A 21,581-nucleotide genomic window follows, 5' to 3' on the forward strand; every position below is an offset into this window, starting at 1 on the left:
ACCTCCTCTCGAAAGGATTGCCATGAGCCTCGGCCTCTCCTGGGTCACTGCCTGGGTCGCAGACACCGTCAAGGTCGTCTCGGACAACCGGCTCCACCTGATCGACCTCGACCGCGAGATCGGCGACGGCGACCACGGCGAGAACCTCGACCGCGGCTTCACTGCCGTCAAGGCGAAGTTCGAGAGCCTCCCGTCCGACTCGACGCCGGGCGAGGCGCTCAAGCTGGTTGCGACGACGCTGATCTCCACGGTCGGCGGAGCCTCCGGTCCGCTGCTCGGAACCGCGTACCTAAAAGGCTCGCAGGCGATCGGAGACCAGGCGGAGCTCGATTCCGACGCGGTCGTCGCCTTCCTGACGGCGGCGCGCGACGGCGTCGTGCTGCGCGGCAAGGCGGAGGTGGGCGACAAGACGATGATCGACGCGTGGACCCCGGCCGTCGACGCCGCCACCGCTGCCGCCGCCGACGGGAAGTCGCCGAGCGAGGTGCTGCGCGCCGCGTCCGACGCCGCCGCCGCGGGCGCCGTGTCGACCGAGCCGCTCGTGGCGCGCAAGGGCCGTGCGAGCTACCTGGGCGAGCGAGCCGTCGGCCACCGTGACCCGGGCGCCGAGTCGTCCTCTCTCATCATCGCCGCCGCGGCCGACGCGGCCGCCTCTCAGGAAGGCTGACCCCATGGCAGCACCAGTCGGAATCGTCGTCGTGTCGCACAGCTCGAAGATCGCCGAGGGCACGGTCGAGCTGGCCGCGCAGATGGCGCCCAGCATCACGATCGTGGCCGCGGGCGGCACGGACGAGGGCGGCATCGGCACCAGCTTCGACCGCATCTCGCAGGGGCTGACCCGGGCGCAGGGCGGATCGGGTGTCGTGATCCTGTGCGATCTCGGGTCCGCGATCCTGACCGCCGAGACTGTCGTCGACTTCCTGGACGACGCCGAGAAGGCGCTCGTCGTGATCGCCGACGCGCCCGTCGTCGAGGGCACGGTCGCCGCAGCCGTATCGGCCGAGACCGGTGGGTCGCTCGCCGACGTCGCGGCCGCGGCCCGGACGGCTACGGGGGTCGCCGACGCCCACGCCGACGAGCGCGACCTCAGCCGAGCCGAGGTGGCCGGCGCCGTCGAGCGATCGACGACGCTGATCAACCCGTCGGGCCTGCACGCGCGCCCCGCGGCCGAGTTCGTGAAGCACGCCGGAGCCTTCTCGTCGAGCATCCAGATCAACGGCGTCGATGCCAAGAGCCTGCTGCGCATCATGGGCCTCGGCCTGCCGCAGGGCTCGACCGTCTCGATCGTCGCGACGGGTGACGACGCGGTGGCGGCCGTCGATGCGCTCGTCCAGCTCGTCGACTCGGGCTTCGGCGAGGTCTGAGCTTCGGAGCGGGCTAGACCGCCTCGACGTACAGCCACCGGTTCTTCTGGCGCAGGAACGTCGACCGCTCTCGGAGCACGTGAGCGCCGTCGTCGCCTCTGAACCGCGCCTCGAACTCCACTGTCCCTTCGGTGTCGAGCATTCCGCCGCGCACCACGTCGAGGATGTCGAGCCGGAACCACCGGTCGGCCGGGTCGAGCTCGAGGCTCGCCGGCCGTGTCGACGGATGCCAGGTGGCGAGCAGGTAGGCGGCGTCGCCGACCGCAAAGGCCGAGTAGCGCGACCGCATCAGACGCTCGGCCGTCGGTGCCGACTCTCGGCCGCGGTGGAACGGCCCGCAGCAGGCCCCGTAGGTCTCACCGCTCAGGCAGGGGCACCGGTCGGTGTCGGGCTTCGGCGCGCCCTCGCTCGTGGCGGGTCCGTCTGTCGTCATGGGGTCCTTGCTGGGCGGCGGGCGCCTCGGCGGTCGTAGGGTTGGGCTATGCGAGTGGTAACCCTAATAGTCGCCGTCCTGGCGAGTCTCTTCGCGCTGTACCAGCACCGGAGCGAGGCGAAGACCGAGAAGGCCGAGGCCAAGGAGCACGCCGCGCGTGAGGCCGGGTATCCGAAGGGCCGCAAGGTCGCCGTGCCCAAGAAGCCGAAGATCACGCGCGGCTGACCCGCGTCGCCCGGTCGGGTCGGGGGCGAGGTTCGCACTAGGATTTTCGTCATGTCCAAAGTACTGAGCAGTCTCCCCGTCGGCGAGCGCGTCGGCATCGCGTTCTCCGGTGGCCTCGACACCTCCTGCGCCGTCGCGTGGATGCGCGAGAAGGGCGCTGTTCCGTGCACGTACACGGCCGACATCGGCCAGTACGACGAGCCCGACATCGACGTGGTGCCGGAGCGCGCGAAGGAGTACGGCGCCGAGATCGCGCGCCTCGTCGACGCCAAGAGCGCCCTCGTCGAAGAGGGCCTGGTCGCCCTCCAGTGCGGCGCCTTCCACATCCGCTCCGGCGGCAAGACGTACTTCAACACGACGCCGCTCGGCCGCGCGGTGACCGGCACGATGCTGGTCCGCGCCATGAAAGAGGACGGCGTCGACATCTGGGGCGACGGCTCCACCTACAAGGGCAACGACATCGAGCGGTTCTACCGCTACGGCCTCATGGCCAACCCGCGCCTGCGCGTCTACAAGCCGTGGCTCGACTCCGACTTCGTGAACGAGCTCGGCGGCCGCACCGAGATGAGCGAGTGGCTCGTCGCCCGCGGCTTCCCGTACCGCGACTCGACCGAGAAGGCGTACTCGACCGACGCCAACATCTGGGGTGCCACGCACGAGGCGAAGAGCCTCGAGGAGCTCAGCCACGGCCTCGACATCGTCGAGCCGATCATGGGCGTCGCCGCCTGGCGCGACGACGTCGAGGTGGCGACCGAAGAGGTGAGCGTCCGCTTCGAGGCCGGCCGCCCGGTCGCGATCAACGGCGTGGAGTTCGCCGACTCCGTCGCCCTGGTGCTCGAGGCGAACGCCATCGGCGGCCGTCACGGCCTGGGCGCGTCCGACCAGATCGAGAACCGCATCATCGAGGCGAAGAGCCGCGGCATCTACGAGGCACCCGGCATGGCTCTGCTGCACCTCGCCTACGAGCGCCTGCTCAACGCGATCCACAACGAAGACACCGTGGCGAACTACCACAACGAGGGCCGCAAGCTCGGCCGCCTCATGTACGAGGGCCGCTGGCTCGACCCGCAGTCGCTCATGCTGCGCGAGTCGCTCGTGCGCTGGGTCGGCTCGGCCATCACCGGCGAGGTCACGGTCCGCCTCCGCCGCGGCGACGACTACACGATCCTCGACACCACCGGCCCCGGTCTCAGCTACCACCCCGAGAAGCTCTCGATGGAGCGCGTCGGCGACTCGGCCTTCGGCCCGGACGACCGCATCGGCCAGCTCACGATGCGCAACCTCGACATCGCCGACTCGCGCTCGCGCCTCGAGCAGTACGCCCTGTCGGGCCTGATCGGCGGAGCCACGGCCGACCTCGTCGGGTCGCTCGAGGCAGGGGAGGGCGAGCTCATCCTCGGCGCCTCCGAGCCCGTCGACGCGGCCACGGACGCCCAGGGGCGCGCCACCGACGCCGCCAGCGAGTCCGCGGCGTTCGACTCGGGCACCGACTAGGCGCAGCGGCAGCACCGGCGACGGCCGGGTCACCTGCGGGTGGCCCGGCCGTCGTGCTGTGCGCGGACGATCGTGGGCCGGGCGGGGGAGGGGCGGCGGGGGCAGGCACGTGCGGCGGCGCGGGGCCGTGGGTAGGGTGGCACGCAGTTCCTGCGCCCGAGGAGGACGCCATGCCGCTTGACGCCGACGATCTCGACCCGCATGTCTGGGGTGCCGATGTCGCGCGCTCGTACGACCGCTCGTCGGCGGGGATGTTCGCGCCGGAGGTCGTGGGGCCGACGGTGGAGTTCCTGCGCGGGATCGCGGCGGACGGGCCGGCACTGGAGTTCGCCATCGGCACCGGGCGCATCGGACTTGCGCTGGCCGAGACGGGTGTCGCGGTGTCGGGCATCGAGTTCTCCGAGGCGATGGCCGCCGAGCTGGCGGCGAAGCCCGGGGGAGAGGCGCTGCCGGTCGTCGTCGGCGACATGGCATCGACCCGGGTCCCCGGCGAGTTCGCCCTCGTGTATCTGGTATACAACACGATCACGAACCTGCTGACGCAGGAGCAGCAGGTCGCGTGCTTCGAGAACGCCGCGGCACACCTGCGACCCCGCGGCGCATTCGTCATCGAGACGTTCGTGCCGCGATTGCGACAGCTGGTTCCGGGGGAGAGGTACCAGCCGTTCGAGGTGACCGACACTCACCTCGGCTTCGACGAGATCGACACCGTGACGCAGCTGCTCGTGTCGCATCACTACGATTTCGCCGATGGTGCCGCGACGACGTTCTCGTCGCCGCACCGCTACGTCTGGCCGTCGGAGCTCGACCTGATGGCGATGCACGCCGGCCTGCGATTGGATCAGCGCTGGGCCGACTGGACGCGTGCGCCGTTCATGGCCGACAGTGCGGGTCACGTGTCGGTGTGGCGCAAGGTCGCTTAGGGCGTGCGCAACGGGGCAACTCCGGTCCGGAATTCGCATTACTTGACATAATGTGCATTATCAGCGCATCGAAGGACCTCACAGCGCAGGATGGGGCACGGCCGTCGCCGTGCCGCCGCGCCGGGCCCGCCACGCACCCCACGCCACCAGCGCCGCGGCCATCGCCGTGAGGCTCAGCCCGCCGACCATCACGGCGTCGCGGAACTCCGCCGTCTGGGCCGCCGACCAGTGCGCCGTCGCGATGCTGCCGGTGAACAGTGCCGCCAGGATCGTTCCGGTGACGGCGACGCCCACGCCGGTGGCGACCTCGGAGGCCGTGTCGACGAGGGCTGCGCCGATCGACGTGCGGTTCTCGGGAAGGCCGCGCATGACGTTGGTTCCGGCGACGACGCCGTTGATCCGGATGCCCGCGGCCACCAGGACGAGCGCTGTGGCGACCCACGGGTAGCCGAGGGTCCCGAGCACGCCGTAGACGGCGAGGCCGAGGATGACGCAGACGGAGCTCAGCCAGGCGGCGCGGTCCATTCCGATGCGCTTCACCAGCGGGCCGACGAACGGCCCGCCGGCGAGCAGGACCACCACCTGCGGCAGCAGGCCGACAGCTGCCAGCGCCGGCGGCCAGCCCCAGTCGAGCTGCAGCTGCAAGGTGACGAGGTAGCCGAGGCCGGCGGTCGCGAGCCCGGTGGCGGCCTTGTAGGCGAGGCCGGACGACACCAGCGGCCGGGCCACGAGCGCCAAGTCGAGCAGCGGGTGCTGAGCAGTCCGCATGCGGCGGACGAAGAGCGCTGCTCCCCCGGCGGCCGCGACGGCTGATGCCCAGGCCGCCCAGGAGCTCGCGCCGAAGTCGACGAAGAGCGTCGGGGTGACCAGCGCGAGGACGATCGTCACCGTGCCCAGCACGGCGCCGGCGACATCGATGGGGTCGCGATGCAGCTCCCCCGGCTCGTCGACGGCGATGCCGCCGCGGATTCCGATCCAGGCGAGGACGGCGATCGGCACATTGGCCAGCAGCAGCACCTGCCACGGTGCGATGGCGATGACGAGACCGCCGACCGTCGGGCCGAGGGCCAGGCCGACGAGGCCGACCGTCGTGATGAGGCTCATCGCCCGCACGCGCAGGTCGTCGCCTGCGAAGAGGCGGAACGCCAGGGCGATCGAGCCCGGCGTCGTCATGGCCGCGGCCACGCCCATGAGCAGGCGGACGGCGATCAGCTGCTCGGCGCTGGTGACGAACGCGGTCGCGAGGCTGGCCACGGCGAGCAGCGTCAGGCCGATGAGCATCATCCGGCGGCGACCGAAGCGGTCCGACAGGCTGCCGAAAGCGAGCATGAGGCCGCCGAAGACCACCGAGTACGAGCCGGTCACCCACTGGAGCGCCGTCGTCGACGCCTGCAGGTCGCGGCCGATGGTCGGCAGAGCCACGTTCAGCACGGAGTTGTCGAGCATCTCGAACAGGAAGACCGCCGACAGGCCCGCGAGGGCGAGCCAGGCGGCTCGGAGAGTGGCGGGCTGCGTGCGCGCAGACGGAAGAATGGTGATGGACATGCCGTTAGGTTATGTCACTAAATTAAGTCACACAAGACTCAGTCGGTGGAGAAAGCGAGCGACATGCCCAGAACGAGCGAGCGCGGCGGGCCCCAGACGCGCGCCCGGATCCTCGAAGCCGCCAACCGCCTCTTCATCGAGCGCGGCTTCGACTCTGTGACGGTGGCTCAGGTCGCGAAGGACGCGGGCGTGTCGAGCGTGACCGTCTTCAACCACTTCCCGACGAAGGAGGATCTCTTCCTCGACCGCTCGGGTGACGTCGAGGCCCTGCTCCGGTCGGCCGCGCGTGAGCCGGGCGATGTCGTCGAGTCGCTGCACCGAGCCATGGTCGGCCTCGCCGACGAGGAGCACGCCTTCTCGGGGTTGAGCGAACGGTCGGTCGAGTTCCTGCGCACCGTCGTCGGCTCCCCCGCGCTGATAGCGCGGGCCCGGGGCATCGCCGCCGGCCTCCAGCGCGTGCTCGCCGACGAGCTCGGGCCGGACGGGCGGATACTGGCCGTGTTCTTCGTCAACGGCTACGCCGCGGTGTTCGTCGAGACTGCCGCGGGGCTGCTCGCCGGCGCAGAGCCCGACGCGCTGGCGGCTGGCCACCGCGCCCGGCTCGAGGCGCTCTTCGAGGCGCTGCGACACGGTGTCGGCGACGGGAGATGACGCCCGACGCGACCTGGCAGGGCCGACTCCCCTTCGGCGGACGCTAGCGTAAGACCCATGTGGACATCCCTCGACCGTCGGCCCTTCGCGGTCGACGTCATCGTGGGCGTCGTCGCGTTCGGGTTCTTCGGGTGCCTGGACGTGTTCCGCACGGGCTGGATCACGCTTCCCGTCGACGCGCTGTTCGCACTGGCGCTCGTCTTCCGGCGCCGCTCCCCCGGCACGGCCCTCGGCATCTCCTGGCTCGGGGCGCTCGTGCAGCTGCTGGTCCTGCCCTCCTTCATCAACGGCAATGTCATGCTCGCCGTCGTCATCTTCGCGACGAGCCTGTCCGAGTCGCGTCTGGTCCGCCGTCTCGGCCTGGCGTCGAGCCTGGCCGGCGGCGTGGTCGCCAGCGTGAAGCTCGTCCTGATCACGGGGCTCTTCCTCCCCCACGGGCAGCACGCGTCGCAGCTCGCGGTGTCGCGGGTCATCTACTTCGTCGGCGTGGCCGGGGTCATCGCCGCCGCGCTCTCGCTGTTCTGGCTGCTCGGGACGATCACGGGCACGCGGCGGGCCCTCATCGCCGCGCGCCTCGAGCGCCTCGAGGGCGACCAGGAGTTGCTCCGGGCCGAGCTCCGAGTCGCCCAGGAGACCGAGCGCACGCGCCTGTCGCGCGAGATGCACGACGTGATCGGGCACTCGCTCGCGGTGATCATCGCGCAGTCCGACGGAGCCCGGTACGCCGTGGCGAAGAACCCGCAGGCCGCGACCGACGCGCTCGGCGTCATCAACCAGTCGGCCCGATCGGCCCTCGACGACGTCAGCGACCTGTTGAACGTGCTCTCGGGCGGCGACGGCCACGAGGGCTCGCTCGGCATCGCCGACCTCGAGGGGCTCGTCGCCAACCTCCGCTCGTCGGGGCTGGTCGTCGAGGTCGCCGAGACCGGCCACCGTCTGCAGCTCTCGACGGCGGGCGACCTCGCGCTCTACCGCGTCGTGCAGGAGGCCCTGACCAATGCGCTCAAGCACGGCGGCCCCGGCACCCGCGTCGATGTCGCCATCTCGTGGACCGTCGACGGCGTCGGAGTGACCACGCACACCACCGAAGACGGCGGCCCCGGTCTCATCGCCGAGGCCGACCGGCCTCGTCTGGGCGGCTACGGCCTCGCGGGCATGGTGGAGCGCGTCCGCCTCGTCGGAGGCACCGTCGAGAGCGGCCCGCGCGTCGACGGCGTCACCGGCTTCGGAGTCGCCGCTCGAATTCCCCACCACCCAGGAGCTCCCGAGTGACCGAGATCCGCATCGGCCTCGCCGACGACCAGCCCCTGTTCCGCGCCGGGATCCGCATGATCCTCGACTCGCAGGACGACTTCGCCGTCGCGTGGGAGGCGTCCGACGGCGGCGAGGCGGTCGAGAGAGCGGCCTCCGAGCCGGTCGACCTGATCCTGATGGACATCGAGATGCCCGTGACGGACGGCGTCGAGGCGACCGCGCGCATCCTGGCCGCTGACGGGCCGGCCCCCAAGGTCGTCGTGCTCACGACGTTCGAGCTCAACGACAAGACGTTCAAGGCGATTCAGGCGGGTGCCTCGGGCTTCCTGCTCAAGAACGCCGACCCCGAGTTCCTGCTCGCTTCGCTTCGCACGATCCACTCGGGCTCGGCCGTCGTCGCGCCCTCGGTGATGACCGGGCTCGTCGAGCGGTTCGCTCGCCGCCCGACGACGGCCGGGACCGATGCGCTCTCGGAGCTCACCGCCCGGGAGCGGGAGATCTTCTCCCTGCTGGCGGCGGGCCTCAGCAACAACGAGATCGCCGACGACCGCCACCTCAGCGATGCGACGGTGAAGTCGCACGTGAGCAGGATCCTCGGCAAGCTCGATCTGCGCGATCGCGTCCAGCTGGTGATCTTCGCCTACGAGAACGGCCTCGTTCGGAGCTAGGCGACCTCGGCCTGGCGGACCGGGCCGGTGGCGGGGTGCGCGTCGTGGGCCGAGATGTCGTGCGTGGCGGCCTCATGTGCCGCAGTCTCGCTCTCCACGATGTCGTCGAGCGTCGGCTCGGACGTGCCGACGTTCTTGTAGACGATGCGCGACTGGTAGAGGTAGCGCAGGGTGAAGCCGATCGCGATCAGGCCGGCCTGCACGAGCACGCTGTGCAGCGAGGTCGTCTCGACGATGAGCCAGAGCAGGAACGTGCGGACCGCCGACTCCGTGCCGTTGAAGGCGAAGGTGTGCCACCAGCGCTTCCACACGGTGCGGGCGCCGGCCTTGAGGTCGTTGAAGATGAAGCGCTCCTGCAGCAGGAAGTTGCCGATGATCGTCGCGACTGCGGCGATGCAGGCGGCGGCGAGGTAGCCGACGCCGAACTGCTGCAGGCCGTAGAGGATGGCGAGGTTCGCGACGGCGCCGAGGGCTCCGATGGCGGCGAAGCCGGAGATCCGGCCGAACTTCAGGTCGAACAGCTGGCGGCCGAGGGCGATTCCCTGCTTCATGTCGGCCTTGGATGTTCCCGCGAGCCGCGCTTCGAAAACGAGGGGCACCTCGGCGACCGACAGCGACTGGCGAGCGAGGATCTCGAGCAGGATCTTGAAGCCGCGGGCGTGGAGGCCGTCGACCTCGATCGAGCCGCGGCGGAGGCCGAAGAAGCCCGACATCGGGTCGCTCGTACCATGCAGGCGGCTCGGGAAGAGCGCCTTGGTGACCTTGATCGACGTCTGCGAGACGAGACGGCGCACGCCGCCCGACAGGCCGTCGCTCGATCCGCCGTCGACGTGGCGCGAGGCGACGACGACGTCGGCTCCCGTGGCGTCGCCCTTGGCGAGGATCGCGGGGAGGGTCTCGGGGCGGTGCTGCAGGTCGCCGTCCATGACGATCGACCAGCGGCTCGTCGTCGAGCGGAGGCCCTCGATCACGGCACCGGAGAGTCCGCCGACCGGGTTGTCGCGGTGCAGCAGGCGCACCGGGAGCACGTGCCTCGACGCGACCTCGCGGACCACGTCGGGCGTGTTGTCGTTCGAGTCGTCGACGAACAGGATCTCGGCGTCGATGCCCTCGACGGCTTTCTCGACGCGGCGCACGAGCTCGGCGACGTTCGGGGCTTCGTTGAAGGTGGGGACGATGACGGTGAGGTCCATGGCTCGAGCCTACGAAGGGCGCCTCGCCCGCCGATACGGCCGAACGGCCCAACCTCGTCTCATCACATGTGTTGAGACGAGGCCCTGCCGGCCCAGTGCCGGCTGGTCGAGTGCCTGCCGGTCGAGTGCTTACCGGTTTAGTGCGCGCCGGATGATGCCGGGCAGATTGAGAGGCTCGAACGGCTCGGTGGTCGTGGTGAGCTCGTCGATGCTCCACCAGCGCGACTCGACGATGTCGACCTTCTCGTCGTCGGTCCAGTCGTCCGAGACCACCTCGAAGTGCGGCAGGCGCACGACGTAGAACTCGGCGTGGCCGTGCGTGTGGTCGGCGGCATCCCACTCGACCTCGAAGTCGGAGGTGAAGACGACCTCGCCGGGATCCGAGATGACCTGGCCGGTCTCTTCGTGGAGCTCCCGGATCGCGGCGTCGCGGTGCGACTCCCCCGGGTCGACCCCGCCGCCGGGCGTGATCCAGCGCGAGACGCCCGAGGTGTCGGGCGACCTGGTGTCCATCAGCAGCACGCGGTCTGCCTCGTCGAGCACGATGAGCCGCGACGTGAGACGCAGGATGCGGCGCGAGCGGCCGGCGTCGCCGGCAGGGGTGGGGGTGGCCACGGCGCCGACGCTCAGACCGCGGCGAAGTCGGAGACGTCTCCGACCAGCCGGGTGTTGTCGGAGGGGACCTCGTCGAGCGCGGCCGCGGCCACCTCGGCGGCGAACTCGGCGACGTTGTAGAGCTTGCCGGCCGACTCGCGGCGCGACGAGATGGCGCCGGGGTTGGAGCGCTCGAGCAGCGTCGCCGTGATCGTGCCCTCGATCATGTCGCCCGACACGACGGTGAAGCCGATGCCCCTCTCGGCGAGCATCGGGATCAGCTCGCGGAGGGCGTCCTCGCCGGCGCGCTTGCTCAGCGCCACGGGGAGGTACTCGGGCATGGTCTCCGTGGTGCGGATGAAGTGCGCCTGGTGGCTGGTGACGAAGACGACGCGCGAGCCCTCGGCCATGAGCGGCAGCGCCTTCGTGAGCACGTCGACCTGCGCATCGCGGTTGAGCTGGAGCGCGTAGTCCGCCGCCATGCCCGACTCCATGCCGCCCGACGCGTTGAGCACGAGAACGTCGAGACCGCCGAGCTCGGCCTCCACCCGGTCGAACATCCCCTGGACCGAGTCGGGGTCGGTCAGGTCGGCGCCGATCGCGATGGCCGATCCGCCGCCGGCGACGATCCTGTCGACGAGCTGGAGGGCGCGCTTCTCCTTGTTGCGGTAGTTCACGACCACCGAGGCGCCGGCCTCGGCGAAGTACTGGACGGTGTCGGCGCCGACTCCGCGAGAGGATCCGGTGACGAGGGCGCGGCGACCCGCGAGGCTGCCTGCGGCGAGGGGGTTGGACACTCTGGGGTACTCCTGTCGATGCGGCGAAAACGTGCAGCCTCAGGCTACCAAGCGGAGCGCGGACTGCTAACGTGGGGCAAGCAGCCGAAATTCTGTACCTTACCTTTTCGGTCCGATTCCCAAGGAAGGGAGCATGACGATGACCGAGTTCTTCGCCGACTACTACTGGGTGCTCTGGATCGGATTGATACTGCTCTTCGTGATCGTCGAGGTGACGACCGTCGAGTTCACCTTCCTCATGCTCGCCATCGGCAGCGTGGGCGGCCTCCTCGCCGGCCTGTTCGGCGGCGAGTTCTGGTTGCAGGTGATCGTCGCGGCGATCGTCTCCCTGCTGCTCCTCTTCACGGTGCGCCCGCCCCTCCTGCGTGCGCTGAAACGCGGCGGCGATCAGACGAAGACCGGCGTCGAGGCCCTCCTCGGCCTCGCCGGCATCGTGGTCGTCCCCGTCGTCGGCGGCGACCCCGCGGCCGGCCCCGGCCAGGTCAAGCTGTCGAACGGCGAGACCTGGAGCGCCCGGCTCCTCGCCCCCGAGGGGTCCGGCACCCTCGACACCGGCACGCCGGTCGTCGTCACGGCGATCGAGGGGTCGACGGCCGTCGTCGTCCCCGGCACCACACCGCCCAGCAAGCCCGTCTCGCCCACCAACCAAGGGAGCCTCTCATGAACGTCGACGCAGCAGCCATCGGGGGGATCGTGCTCGTTCTCGTCCTCATAGTGGTCGTGATCTTCGTGCTGGTGATCCTCTTCCGCGCGATCCGGATCATCCCGCAGGCCACGGCCGGCGTGGTCGAGCGGCTGGGCAAGTACCACAAGACCCTCTCCCCCGGCCTCAACATCCTCGTGCCGTTCATCGACCGCGTGCGGCCGCTGCTCGACATGCGCGAGCAGGTCGTCTCGTTCCCACCCCAGCCCGTCATCACCGAGGACAACCTCGTGGTCTCGATCGACACGGTCGTCTACTTCCAGGTGACCGACGCCCGTGCGGCGACCTACGAGATCGCCAACTACCTCGGCGCCGTCGAGCAGCTGACCACCACCACGCTCCGCAACGTCGTCGGCGGCCTGAACCTCGAAGAGGCCCTCACCAGTCGCGACAACATCAACGGCCAGCTGCGCATCGTCCTCGACGAGGCGACCGGCAAGTGGGGCATCCGCGTCGGCCGGGTCGAGCTCAAGGCCATCGAGCCGCCCCTGTCGATCCAGGACTCCATGGAGCAGCAGATGCGCGCCGAGCGCGATCGACGCGCCCAGATCCTCCGCGCTGAAGGCACCAAGCAGGCCGCCATCCTCCAGGCCGAGGGGTCGCGCCAGGCGTCGATCCTCGAGGCCGAGGGTGCGGCGAAGTCGCAGGTCCTGCGTGCTCAGGGTGAGGCCGAAGCCATCCAGACCGTCTTCAAGGCGATCCACGATGGCGACCCCGACCCCAAGCTGCTCGCGTACCAGTACCTCCAGACGCTGCCGAAGATCGCCGACGGCACCGCGAGCAAGGTCTGGATGATCCCGTCCGAGTTCACCGAGGCGCTCAAGGGCGTCGGCGCAGGCTTCCTCGGTGCCCGCGATGCGATGAAGGGCGAGGGCGCCGGAACTCCCGGTACGCCGCCCGCCCCGGCGCCCGCGCCGACGGCCCCCACCTCGGCGGGCCCCTCCGCCGAGTGACCACGCGCTGGTTCGACCGTCGGTCCCCTCGCGTCATCGCGCACCGGGGGCTGGCGGTCGGCGAGCCGGAGAACACTCTGCCGGCTTTCCTGCACGCCATGGCGCTCGGCGTCATGCATCTCGAGACCGACGTCCACGCGACCAGCGACGGTGTCGCCGTCCTCAGCCACGACCCCGATCTGCACCGCGTGGGCGGGCCGCAGTCGCCCATCGCCGGGCTGACGGCGTCGGCGGTGCGCCGTATCCGGCTTCGGGGAGACGTCGAGATCCCGACGCTGGCCGAGGCGCTGCACGCGTTTCCCGATGCCTGCTTCAACATCGATCTGAAGCACGACGCCGTGGTCGAGCCCGCCGTCGCCGCCATCCGGTGCGCGAACGCGATCGATCGCGTCCTCGTCACCTCCTTCGACGAGAAGCGCCGGCACCGCGCCGTGGCCGACCTGCCCGGCGTGGCGACGTCCGCCTCGTCGCCCGGCGTGATCCGCGCCGTCGTCGCCGCGCAGACGCGGGTACCCCTTCTCGCGCGCCTGGCGATGAAGGGCATCCACGCGCTGCAAATTCCGGAGCGGCAGGGCTCGCTCCCTGTTCTGTCGTCGGCTCTCGTCCGCGCCGCGCACGCCAACGGCGTCGAGGTCCATGTGTGGACCGTCAACGAGACGGCCGACATGGAGCGTCTGCTCGATCTGGGCGTCGACGGGCTCATCACCGACCGGGCCGATCTGGCTGTCCCCGTCGTCACTGCGCGACCGTGAGCGAGCGCTAGTGCGTTCTGCTCCGAACACCAGACAGGAAAGCCAGGTCGTGACGGCAACTCCCGATCCGCTGTGTGCGCACTGTGAGTTTGGGGCCGCCGAAACAAACCTTCATCTTAAGTGGTTACAAAGGGAGATTGCAACGCGAGAGGAGACCACACAATGGCAGATCGCAGTTTGCGTGGAATGAGGCTCGGAAGCCAGAGCCTCCAGAGCGAAGAGGGCGTCGAGTTCTCGCCCCGTAAGAAGGCCATGTTCCAGACGGCGGACGGTTCGACGTTCGAGGTCGTCTTCGCGGCCGAGGCCGAGGTTCCCGAGTCGTGGCAGTCGCCGAAGTCGGGTCAGGAGGGCACGCTGCTCTCCGAAGACGGCAAGCCCGTCGACATCGACCGCGGCGACGTGAAGACGCCGCGCACCCACTGGGACATGCTCCTGGAGCGCCGTACGCGCCCGGAGCTCGAGGAGCTCCTGCAGGAGCGACTCGACTTCCTGAGGGCGCGCAAGGGTCAGCAGAAGATCGGCGCCTAGCCTCACCAGCTCAGGCCGCACGACAGCCAAGTCGCGCCCGACCACTCAGGTCGGGCGCGACTTCTGCGTCGTTGCTGCGCCCGTGCCCGGAGAGAGCGATTCACGCGGCGCGAGCCAGCCGACGAGCGCGCTTCGCCACCCGGTGACGACGCTCGGCTTCGGCGTACCCGGAGCCGCGCAGCAGCACGCGGGCCAGCACGAGCGACGCGAGTCCGAAGAACATGACGAGCTGCTCGAGGGCGGCCCCGGCGAAGACAGCCGGCGTGGTGCCCGTGCCGAGAGTGATCTTCGTGACCATGGCGCCCGGGCGGAACGCCGGGATGCTGTCGATCGTCGCACCGTCGGCCGAGATGACGGCACTCGAGCCGACGGTCGACACGTTGACCAGCGGCCGCGCGGTCTCGATGGCCCGCAGGCGCGCGATGGCGAGCTGCTGCGTGTTCTCGTCGGTCTGCCCGAAGTCGGCGTTGTTCGTCTGGGCCAGGATCACCTTGGCCCCGTCGTCGACCATCTGCCGGGTGAGGGCGTCGTCGACGATGTCGAAGCAGATCGAGATGCCGGCTCTGATGCTGCCGACGTCGAGCACGTTCGAGTTGGTACCCGGTGTGAGGTCGCGGGTGAGCAGCCCCACGAGCGATGGGGCCAGCGCCATGAAGAAGGGTCGGTCCGGCACGTACTCGCCGAAGGGCACCAGGTGGCGCTTGTCGTACTGGGCCTGCACCGCGCCGTCGTTCCAGACGACCGAGGAGTTGTAGTCCTTCGACCCGCGCTGGGTGATGACTCCCGAGACGATCGGGGCGTCGTAGGCCTGCGAGAGCGTGTCGAAGATGTACGTACCGTAGGGGTCGGTCGTCGGGTTGCGATCTGACGCGCCCTCGGGCCAGACGAGCATGTCGATCGTGTCGGAGGGCCGCACGCCGTCGTACGTGGCGAGCACCTGGGCGTTCGTCAGGTCGCCGTAGTCGTGCTTCTGGAAGAACCCCGCCTTGCTGTTGCCCTGCACGGCCGCGATCGTCGACGTCCCTGCCGACTGCGTGGGCCATGCCGGCACGGCCAGGACCGCGACGATCGCCGTGAGCCCCACCAGAAGGCGGGTCGAGCGCACGAGGGGCCGATCCACGATTAACTGGAGCAGGAACGCGGCGAGGCCGACGAGCACGAAGCTGAGGCCCGACACCCCCAGCCACGCGGTCAGCGGCGCGAACGGGCTCTGCGACTGGCTCTCGGCCACGCGGCCCCACGAGAAGCCGCCGTACGGGTAGTGGCCCGCGACGAACTCACGGCCGGTCCAGAGGCCTGCGACGACGACCGGCAGCAGCAGGGTGCGGCCCAGCGTGCCGGGCCAGACCCGAGCGACCCAGCGATAGGCGAGGGTGATGGCGATGCCGCCGACGGCGAAGATGACCGCTTCGAACCCGGCCAGCGCGAACCAGGGAACGGGCCCGAGGTACGTCGCGACCCAGTCGATGAGGACGAAGAAGAAGGTTCCGCCCGAGGCGAGCCCCACCAGAAGCGACCCGCCCACGCTCCGACCCTGGAGGGCGAGGAGGATCAGCGCCGTGCCCGGCACCGCCAGGATCCAGATGTTCTTGTCGGGGAAGGCGAACTCGAGCAAGGCCCCTCCGCCGGCGCCGACGATGACGGCCATCCACAGGGGCAGACGGAAGTCGGCTGAGCGCGGCGGACCCGATAGGGGCGGCGCGCCGAAGAGTCGGGGCACCCGACGAGTCTAAACGGCCCAGTCGGGGCCCTGGCCCGGAAAGCGCCCTAGACCGTGCTGTAGGAGACGATGCCCCGGCGCACTGCGTCGAGCGCCTTGCGGGCCGTCGCGCCCACGGGCGGGTCGGCCACCATCGAGAGCTGGTCGAGCAGGTCGATCGTCTGCTTGGTCCAGCGCACGAAGTCGCCCGCCGCGAGCTCGGCATCGTCGAGCACGGTGTCGAGGTCGGCGCCGCGCGCCCACTTCTGCATCGCCAGGGCGATGCCGGGCGACGGTTGCGACGTGCCGGGCAGCCGGTGCGACTGCTCCAGGTCGTCGAGCTCCGACCAGATGGTCTGCGTGCGGTCGAGCGCCGTGCGGTACTCCCCGCGCGGCAGGAAGCGGTCGCCCAGCATCCCCTCGTCTCGTCGCGGCTCGTACACGAGAGTGGCGGCCATCGCTGCGAGCTGAGGCACGTCGAGCTGGTTCCAGACGCCACGGCGCAGGCACTCGGCGACGAGGAGGTCGCGATCGCCGTAGATGCGGCGCAGGGTGCGCCCCGGCGCCGCGACCTCGACCTCGGTCGTGCGGGAGACGCTCGACGAGTCGCCCTGGGCCGAGCCGTCGGGCGGGATCAGGTAGCCGAGGTCGAGGAGCACGTCGGTGACGCGGTCGAAGATCTTCGCGACGGCTCCGGTGCGACCGCGGATCTGCGCTGAGAGCTGGTCCGTCTGCTTCTTCAGCTTGTACCAGCGCTCGGCCCAGCGTGCGTGCTGCTCTCGCTCGGGGCAGGCGTGGCAGGGGTGCGAGCGCATCTGCCGACGCAGCGACGTGATCTTCTGCTGTCGGCGGTCGCGTTCTCCGCGGCTCTGCGTCTCGGCGCGAGACGCCCCCTGCTTCTCGAGGTCGGCGATCTCCTGGCGGATGATCATGAACTCGCCGAAGTCGCCGAGGTGACACTGCATCGAGTTCGCGTAGCCGTCGAGCGACTGCTGCTGCGAGCGGACCTTGCGGGCGAGGTCGACGACGGCGCGGTCGGCCTGGAACTGCGCGAAGGAGGTCTCCAGCACCTCGCGCGTGCGCGAGCGCCCGAACCGCTCGATCAGGTTGACCGCCATGTTGTAGGTGGGTCGGAAGCTCGAGTTGAGCGGGTAGGTGCGGCGGGAGGCGAGTGCGGCGACCGCCTGCGGGTCGAGCCCCTGCGCCCACTGGATCACCGAGTGGCCCTCGATGTCGATACCGCGACGACCGGCACGACCGGTCAGCTGGGTGTACTCCCCCGGCGTGATCGGCACGCGCGACTCGCCGTTGTACTTCTCGAGCTTCTCCAGCACGACGCTCCGCGCCGGCATGTTGATGCCGAGGGCGAGCGTCTCGGTGGCGAAGACGACCTTGACGAGCTTCTTCTGGAAGAGCTCCTCGACGACCTCCTTGAACGCGGGCAGGAGACCGGCGTGGTGCGCGGCGACACCCCGCTCGAGCCCTTCGAGCCACTCGTAGTAGCCGAGCACGGCGAGGTCCTCGTCGCGGAGGGTGCGGCAGTGCTCGTCGACGATCTGCCGGATCTCGTCGCGGTCGGCCGCGGAGGTCAGTCGGATGCCGGAGCGGAGCACCTGGCGCACCGCCTGGTCGCAGCCGACGCGGCTGAAGACGAAGAAGATGGCCGGCAGCAGGTTCTTGCCATCGAGCAGCTCGACGATCCGCCAGCGGTCCATGCGGCCGAAGTTCTGCGGGCCGCTCGGGCCGGGACGCGCGGAGTCTCGGCCGCGGTAGCCGTGGGATCCCGAGCCCGGTCGCCCGCCACGGCCGCCGGCGCGGACGTTCAGCGACGCCGCGCGGACGAGCTCCGGGTTGACCCGGTTGGTGGCGGCCTTGCCGCTGGAGTCGAACAGGTCGAGGTACTTGCTGCCGACGAGCACGTGCTGCTGGAGGGGCACGGGGCGCTCCTCGGAGACGATGACGTCGGTGTCGCCGCGGACGGCCATAAGCCAGTCGCCGAACTCCTCGGCGTTCGACACGGTCGCGCTCAGCGACACCATGCGCACGTCGAGCGGGAGGTGGATGATGACCTCCTCCCAGACGGCACCGCGGAAGCGGTCGCCCAGGAAGTGGACCTCGTCGAGCACGACCCAGCGGAGATCCTCGAGCAGGTCGGAGCCCGCGTAGAGCATGTTGCGCAGCACCTCGGTCGTCATCACGACGATGCGGGCGCGCGAGTTGACGTTGGTGTCGCCGGTCAGCAGGCCCACCTCGGAGGCGCCGTACTCGGCGACGAGCTCCTGGTACTTCTGATTGCTGAGCGCCTTCATCGGCGCCGTGTAGAAGACCTTGTGGTGGGGATCCTGCATCGCGAGATGGATCGCGAACTCCGCCACCAGGGTCTTGCCCGCACCGGTGGGAGCGGCGACGAGGACGCTCCGGCCTTCCTCGACGACCTCGCAGGCCGCGATCTGGAAGGGGTCGAGGCCGAAACCCAGTCTCGAGCGGAACGCCTGGAGCTGGGGGGTCTTGGAACGGTTGCGCGACGCTGCGAAGCGCTCGGCAGGAGACGGATCGCTGCTGGTCACGCGGTCGAGTCTATGCGCGCGGGGCTCAGGCGCCCGCGAGCTCTGCGTCGAGCGCGGCGACTCGGCGTGCGGCCCGGAGGTCGTGCACGTAGGTCACACCGCAGGCGGCGAGGAACAGCAGGATCATCGGAACAGCCAGCAGCAGCATCGAGATGACGTCGGCGGCAGGGGTGACGATCGCGGTGAACAGGACGATCAGGATGATGGCCACGCGCCAGCTCTTGATGATCGACTTGTGCGAGATGACGCCGACGAAGTTGAGCAGCACGAGGAACACCGGCAGCACGAAGGCGACGCCGACGGCGAGCACGAGCTTCAGGACGAAGTCGTAGTAGGTCTTGGCGTCGATGATCGACGAGTCGTCTTGCGAGATGAAGCTCGTCATCACCTGCACGATGTGCGGAAGCACGAAGAAGCCGGCGCAGCAGCCCGCGAGGAACAGCGGGATGGCTGCCCCGAGGAACCCGAGCGCGTAGATCTTCTCCTTGCGCACCAGGGCCGGGACGATGAACGCCCAGATCTGGTACAGCCACACCGGGCTCGAGATGATGATGCCCACGGTGATGGTGATCGTGAGCTTCAGGTCGAAAGCGCCAGTGATGTTGCCGAAGTTGAGCGACGCGAGACGGTGGCCGTCACCGGCGATGGTCTCGACGGGCGCCCTGAGAATGTCGAGGACGTACTCGGAGAGGAACCATCCGGCGATGGAGCCGAGCGCGATGGCGACGGCCGCGAAGAAGAGCCGCTTGCGCAACTCCAGGAAGTGCTGCCCGAGGGACATCCGCCCCTCGGCGCTCTTCGAGGAGCCCGCACCGCGGCGCTTCGCCGCAGGCCCGTCCAGACCTGGCCCGCCCCCAGGAACTGAGGTCGCGGCCACGCGCTACTGCTTCGGCGGGAGGTCGGTCGACGTCGTCGTGGTCGGGTGGACCGTCGTGTCGTTGACCGTGCCGGCCGACGGAGCTGCACTGCTCGTGTCGGTGGGCTTGTTGTCGTGGTTGGGAGCGATCTCGGTGCGGAAGATCTTCATCGACTGGGCGATGCTCTTCGCGAGACCCGGCAGCTTCGGCGCACCGAAGAGGAGGAGCAGGATCACGAGGATGATTAGAAGATGGGGCCATCCAAAGGCGTTACCGAACATGGTAGTTGCCTCCTTGCAAGTTCGTAGGGGTGGCTAGTCTAACCCGCCGTCGACCGAAAAGAGCTCATCCTCGCCATACCTGTGACTTGCTCGTGAGACCCAGTCGGAGACCGCGTCGCGAGCGGAGGCCGGGGCGATGACCACGGGACGACCGGGCAGGCCGGAGATGAGCCGGGCGAGGGATCCGAACTGGTTGACCCGCAGGTGCAGGCGGGTGCGGGATGTTCCTGCGCCCTCGATGTCGTCGGGAGCGTAGTCGGCGAGGAACGAGGACGCCGCGGTGTCGATCTCGACCGTCACGACCACGTCGTCGGGTGATCCCTCGAACAGCTTCTCGGGCAGAACGACATCGGACGCCGTGAACGAGATCGGCTGGTCGGACACCGCCGGCGCGGCGATGCGGTCGAGTCGGAAGGTGCGGACGGCCTCGCGCAGGTGGTCGTAGCCGCGGAGGTACCAGTCGGCGTCGAGCGACTCGACGCGCAGCGGGTCGACGCGGCGGCGCTCGACCTGGCCGCGGACTCCGGCGTAGTCGAACTCCAGCTGCACGCCCGCCTCGACGGCGCGCTCGACCAGCGCGAGGAGGTCGTTCGTCGGGGCGTTCTCGACGGCGACCTGGCTCGGCGCGCTCGACGCTCCGCGAGACAGCTTCGACATCAGGGTGGCGATGGCGGCGCGGTCGGCGTTCTCAGGCAGCGACGAGAGGTACTGCAGGCCGGCGATCATGGCGGCGGCCTCGCGCGCCGAGAAGCGCGGCGAGTCGTCGATGGCGACCATGTTGGTCAGAACGATGACGCCGTTCTGCTCGAAGTCGTCCCAGGCGATGTCGAAGAGGTCGCCGTGCTGGTATTGGGTGGTCTCGCCGGGAATCCCTGAGACGGCTATCAGCTCGACGGCGCGCTTGATCTGCGCGACCGGCACCTTGAAGTGGGCGGCGGCCTCGGCGATGCTGACGCTCCCCCTGTCCATCAGGTAGGGCACCAGCGAGAGCAGGAACGCCAGCTTGTCTTGCGCCTGGAGCGCGGGGGCGCGTTCAGCCACGGGAGGCCTCCGAGTCAGCGGTGCCGCGATGGTCGGCGACGAGTGCGGCGAGGCGCGCGACGACCAGCGCTCGGATCTCGGGCGGCGAGACGGCCTCGACCTCGGGGCCGAACGACGCGAGCTCGTCGGCGAGGAGGTGGCGGTCCGACCAGTGCACGGTGAGCGCGCCGTCGAGCCGGCGCACGGTGCCGCGGCGCTTGAGCAGGCGCGTCTCGGCATCGGATGCCGGGTCGGCGCGCACCACGGCGATCTGGGCCTCCCACAGCGCCTCCAGGTCGGCGAGGGCGCGCTCGGCGGTCGCGTCGGGGGGCACGGTCGCCGTCTCGGCGGTCACTGCGACCGGGCTGACGATGCGCGAGAGCAGGAACGTCCGCCACCCGTCGGTCTCCGGGTCGATGGCGGAGCACAGCCACCGCCCCTGGAACTGCACGAGCGCGTAGGGCACGACGCGGCGTGCGCGAGGAGCGTCGTCGCCGGGCTTGAGGTAGTCGAAGCGCACGACGAGTCGGCGGTCGAGCGCGGTCTGCAGCGGCTCGAAGGCGGCGTCGCGGGAGCGGATGCGGGGCGCGTAGTCGAGCTCGGGAACCGGCGCCGTGCCGCCGAGGCTGCGGAGCTTGAGGAGAGCGCGGCGCGACTCCCCCGAGAGCGTGCCCTCGCGCCAGACCATCGCCGCCAGGGTCAGAAGAGCCGTCTCCTCGGACGAGAACGCGATGTCGTCCGGCAGCTCGTAGGCACCGCGAGGGATGCGGTAGCGGAGGTTCTGGTTGTTGCCGGTGTCTCCGGGCTCCTCGATGGTCTCGAGGGGCACGCCGAGCTCGCGGATGTCGTCTTTGTCGCGTTCGAACTGGCGCTCGAGGGCGGCGTTGTCACCCTGCGTCCAGCGCTGGCGGTAGCCCTGGACAGTGGAGAGGATCTCGGTCTTCGTGAGTCCGGTCTCGGTCGCGAGCAGGGCGAGGACGAGGCTGAAGAGCCTCTCTTCGACGGGGACGCGCGGAGCGCGGGAAGCGGGCACGACGACGATCCTAGATCAGTCGGGTGCCGCGACGAGCGCGGGGCGTG

23 protein-coding genes are annotated in these 21,581 nt (G+C 69.9%); 12 read left to right on the forward strand and 11 right to left on the reverse strand.

Going from position 1 to position 21,581, the window contains the following annotated elements:
• Positions 1 to 22: 22 nt before the first annotated feature.
• Together dhaL and dhaM are read left to right on the forward strand one after the other, a co-directional pair.
• Complete coding sequence (gene dhaL / locus EDF46_RS01230; protein ID WP_123504461.1) at positions 23 to 667, forward strand: dihydroxyacetone kinase subunit DhaL; 645 nt, start codon at positions 23 to 25, stop codon at positions 665 to 667.
• A gap of 4 nt (positions 668 to 671) precedes the next feature.
• Positions 672 to 1,364: a dihydroxyacetone kinase phosphoryl donor subunit DhaM gene (gene dhaM / locus EDF46_RS01235; protein WP_123504462.1), complete on the forward strand. Its 693-nt coding sequence runs from the start codon at positions 672 to 674 to the stop codon at positions 1,362 to 1,364.
• 13 nt (positions 1,365 to 1,377) lie between these two features.
• Here the strand turns inward: dhaM and EDF46_RS01240 are convergent, their stop codons facing one another.
• Positions 1,378 to 1,797, reverse strand: coding sequence for a YchJ family protein (locus EDF46_RS01240; protein ID WP_123504463.1), 420 nt, complete (start codon positions 1,795 to 1,797; stop codon positions 1,378 to 1,380).
• Between the two features lie 48 nt (positions 1,798 to 1,845).
• Between EDF46_RS01240 and EDF46_RS18240 the strand changes: the two genes are divergently transcribed.
• The 3 genes from EDF46_RS18240 (at position 1,846) to EDF46_RS01250 (ending at position 4,439) form a co-directional block, all read left to right on the forward strand.
• Entirely contained in the window at positions 1,846 to 2,022 is a 177-nt protein-coding gene (locus EDF46_RS18240; protein ID WP_158614127.1) for a hypothetical protein, read from the forward strand.
• Positions 2,023 to 2,073: 51 nt separating this feature from the next.
• The gene (argG, locus tag EDF46_RS01245) at positions 2,074 to 3,516 is read left to right on the forward strand and encodes an argininosuccinate synthase (protein ID WP_123504464.1); all 1,443 of its coding nucleotides are present in this window, start codon (positions 2,074 to 2,076) and stop codon (positions 3,514 to 3,516) included.
• Positions 3,517 to 3,686: 170 nt separating this feature from the next.
• Positions 3,687 to 4,439 carry a class I SAM-dependent methyltransferase gene (locus tag EDF46_RS01250; RefSeq protein WP_123504465.1) on the forward strand — a complete coding sequence of 251 codons (753 nt, stop codon included), beginning with the start codon at positions 3,687 to 3,689 and terminating at the stop codon, positions 4,437 to 4,439.
• Between the two features lie 78 nt (positions 4,440 to 4,517).
• Here the strand turns inward: EDF46_RS01250 and EDF46_RS01255 are convergent, their stop codons facing one another.
• On the reverse strand, positions 4,518 to 5,984 hold the full coding sequence (locus EDF46_RS01255) for an MFS transporter (RefSeq protein ID WP_123504466.1): 1,467 nt from the start codon (positions 5,982 to 5,984) through the stop codon (positions 4,518 to 4,520).
• Between the two features lie 63 nt (positions 5,985 to 6,047).
• Between EDF46_RS01255 and EDF46_RS01260 the strand changes: the two genes are divergently transcribed.
• From EDF46_RS01260 to EDF46_RS01270, 3 genes are read left to right on the forward strand one after another with little or no spacing between them, the layout of a single operon-like run.
• A complete protein-coding gene (locus EDF46_RS01260; protein WP_123505144.1) occupies positions 6,048 to 6,635 on the forward strand; it encodes a TetR/AcrR family transcriptional regulator in 588 nt (195 codons plus the stop codon).
• Positions 6,636 to 6,692: 57 nt separating this feature from the next.
• Positions 6,693 to 7,907 (forward strand): sensor histidine kinase, encoded by a 1,215-nt coding sequence (locus tag EDF46_RS01265; RefSeq protein WP_123504467.1) that lies wholly within the window; start codon positions 6,693 to 6,695, stop codon positions 7,905 to 7,907.
• A complete protein-coding gene (locus EDF46_RS01270; protein WP_123504468.1) occupies positions 7,904 to 8,557 on the forward strand; it encodes a response regulator transcription factor in 654 nt (217 codons plus the stop codon). The genes EDF46_RS01265 and EDF46_RS01270 overlap by 4 nt, the downstream gene beginning before the upstream one ends.
• Here EDF46_RS01270 and EDF46_RS01275 read toward each other — a convergent pair.
• The 3 genes from EDF46_RS01275 to EDF46_RS01285 form a co-directional block, all read right to left on the reverse strand.
• Entirely contained in the window at positions 8,554 to 9,750 is a 1,197-nt protein-coding gene (locus EDF46_RS01275) for a glycosyltransferase (RefSeq protein ID WP_123504469.1), read from the reverse strand. The genes EDF46_RS01270 and EDF46_RS01275 overlap by 4 nt on opposite strands.
• A 129-nt stretch (positions 9,751 to 9,879) precedes the next feature.
• Positions 9,880 to 10,365, reverse strand: coding sequence for an NUDIX hydrolase (locus EDF46_RS01280; protein ID WP_233579746.1), 486 nt, complete (start codon positions 10,363 to 10,365; stop codon positions 9,880 to 9,882).
• A gap of 11 nt (positions 10,366 to 10,376) precedes the next feature.
• Positions 10,377 to 11,141, reverse strand: a complete 765-nt coding sequence (locus EDF46_RS01285) for an SDR family oxidoreductase (protein ID WP_123504470.1) — start codon at positions 11,139 to 11,141, stop codon at positions 10,377 to 10,379.
• Positions 11,142 to 11,274: 133 nt separating this feature from the next.
• Between EDF46_RS01285 and EDF46_RS01290 the strand changes: the two genes are divergently transcribed.
• The 4 genes from EDF46_RS01290 (at position 11,275) to EDF46_RS01305 (ending at position 14,077) form a co-directional block, all read left to right on the forward strand.
• Entirely contained in the window at positions 11,275 to 11,805 is a 531-nt protein-coding gene (locus EDF46_RS01290; protein ID WP_123504471.1) for an NfeD family protein, read from the forward strand.
• Positions 11,802 to 12,797, forward strand: a complete 996-nt coding sequence (locus tag EDF46_RS01295; protein ID WP_123504472.1) for an SPFH domain-containing protein — start codon at positions 11,802 to 11,804, stop codon at positions 12,795 to 12,797. The genes EDF46_RS01290 and EDF46_RS01295 overlap by 4 nt, the downstream gene beginning before the upstream one ends.
• The gene (locus EDF46_RS01300) at positions 12,794 to 13,549 is read left to right on the forward strand and encodes a glycerophosphodiester phosphodiesterase family protein (protein ID WP_123504473.1); all 756 of its coding nucleotides are present in this window, start codon (positions 12,794 to 12,796) and stop codon (positions 13,547 to 13,549) included. Before EDF46_RS01295 ends, EDF46_RS01300 begins: the two co-directional genes overlap by 4 nt.
• A gap of 162 nt (positions 13,550 to 13,711) precedes the next feature.
• Positions 13,712 to 14,077, forward strand: coding sequence for an RNA polymerase-binding protein RbpA (locus EDF46_RS01305; RefSeq protein ID WP_123504474.1), 366 nt, complete (start codon positions 13,712 to 13,714; stop codon positions 14,075 to 14,077).
• Between the two features lie 100 nt (positions 14,078 to 14,177).
• Here EDF46_RS01305 and lnt read toward each other — a convergent pair whose 3' ends face one another.
• The 6 genes from lnt to EDF46_RS01335 form a co-directional block, all read right to left on the reverse strand.
• Positions 14,178 to 15,797 (reverse strand): apolipoprotein N-acyltransferase, encoded by a 1,620-nt coding sequence (lnt, locus tag EDF46_RS01310; protein WP_233579747.1) that lies wholly within the window; start codon positions 15,795 to 15,797, stop codon positions 14,178 to 14,180.
• Positions 15,798 to 15,844: 47 nt separating this feature from the next.
• Complete coding sequence (locus EDF46_RS01315) at positions 15,845 to 18,343, reverse strand: RNA helicase (RefSeq protein ID WP_123504476.1); 2,499 nt, start codon at positions 18,341 to 18,343, stop codon at positions 15,845 to 15,847.
• Positions 18,344 to 18,368: 25 nt separating this feature from the next.
• On the reverse strand, positions 18,369 to 19,124 hold the full coding sequence (gene tatC / locus EDF46_RS01320; protein ID WP_123504477.1) for a twin-arginine translocase subunit TatC: 756 nt from the start codon (positions 19,122 to 19,124) through the stop codon (positions 18,369 to 18,371).
• 99 nt (positions 19,125 to 19,223) lie between these two features.
• Complete coding sequence (locus tag EDF46_RS18815) at positions 19,224 to 19,436, reverse strand: twin-arginine translocase TatA/TatE family subunit (RefSeq protein WP_370454028.1); 213 nt, start codon at positions 19,434 to 19,436, stop codon at positions 19,224 to 19,226.
• A gap of 78 nt (positions 19,437 to 19,514) precedes the next feature.
• Entirely contained in the window at positions 19,515 to 20,522 is a 1,008-nt protein-coding gene (locus EDF46_RS01330; RefSeq protein WP_123504479.1) for a YafY family protein, read from the reverse strand.
• Positions 20,515 to 21,534 carry a YafY family protein gene (locus tag EDF46_RS01335; protein ID WP_123504480.1) on the reverse strand — a complete coding sequence of 340 codons (1,020 nt, stop codon included), beginning with the start codon at positions 21,532 to 21,534 and terminating at the stop codon, positions 20,515 to 20,517. The genes EDF46_RS01330 and EDF46_RS01335 overlap by 8 nt, the downstream gene beginning before the upstream one ends.
• Positions 21,535 to 21,581 lie beyond the last annotated feature (47 nt).

Source organism: Frondihabitans sp. PhB188, from assembly GCF_003752365.1.
In the GTDB taxonomy this organism is placed as follows: domain Bacteria; phylum Actinomycetota; class Actinomycetes; order Actinomycetales; family Microbacteriaceae; genus Frondihabitans.